Source organism: Staphylococcus sp. GDY8P120P, from assembly GCF_017892065.1.
Classification (GTDB): Bacteria; Bacillota; Bacilli; order Staphylococcales; family Staphylococcaceae; genus Staphylococcus; species Staphylococcus nepalensis.
In genome coordinates, this window is sequence record NZ_JAESKI010000071.1 from 1 (window position 1) to 580 (window position 580).

A 580-nucleotide genomic window follows, 5' to 3' on the forward strand; every position below is an offset into this window, starting at 1 on the left:
CATTTTGGCCATCGATATTGGCTTGAAGTTTACCTGTAGAAAAGTTAACTTGAGCATCTTTTACATAGGGAAGGTTCAAAACATGTTTTTCAACGGTTTTAGCACAATTTCCACAGTCCATGCCTTTAATCATAAATATTGTGTTTTGTGTTGATTGTGGTTGAGTGTTTTGAATATCATAACCTAGTTTTTCCACAGTTTTTATAATTTGGTTTGTCGTATTTGCAGTACTCACTTCGGCTGTTAATTTACCAGTAGCGAAGTTAACTTTTGGATTGTAAACAGCATCTAAGGGTACGAGTGCTTTTTCTATCGTTGTGGCACAAGAACTACAATCGATACCATTAACTTGAAAAGTAACTTTCTGTAATGTGTCAGTAGCGGGTTTTATATCTTTTGACACTTTTTCATTGTTCGCATTTTGACAAGTGTTAGTGCAACAAACATCAGATGATTTATTCATCAGCATCATCCATTCTTAAGTTATTATGGTATTTACAAGTGATAATATCATCTTTTGTTTCTTCTACAATATGATCTACCAAACTCAATAATTCTAAAATATATGGATTTTTAATTT

At 32.2% G+C, this 580-nt stretch carries 1 protein-coding gene; it reads right to left on the bottom strand.

What is annotated here, in order from left to right:
* Positions 1-463 (bottom strand): heavy-metal-associated domain-containing protein (locus KA900_RS14710; RefSeq protein WP_210139800.1); only part of this gene is annotated, 463 nt, incomplete at its 3' end.
* Positions 464-580: the final 117 nt, after the last annotated feature.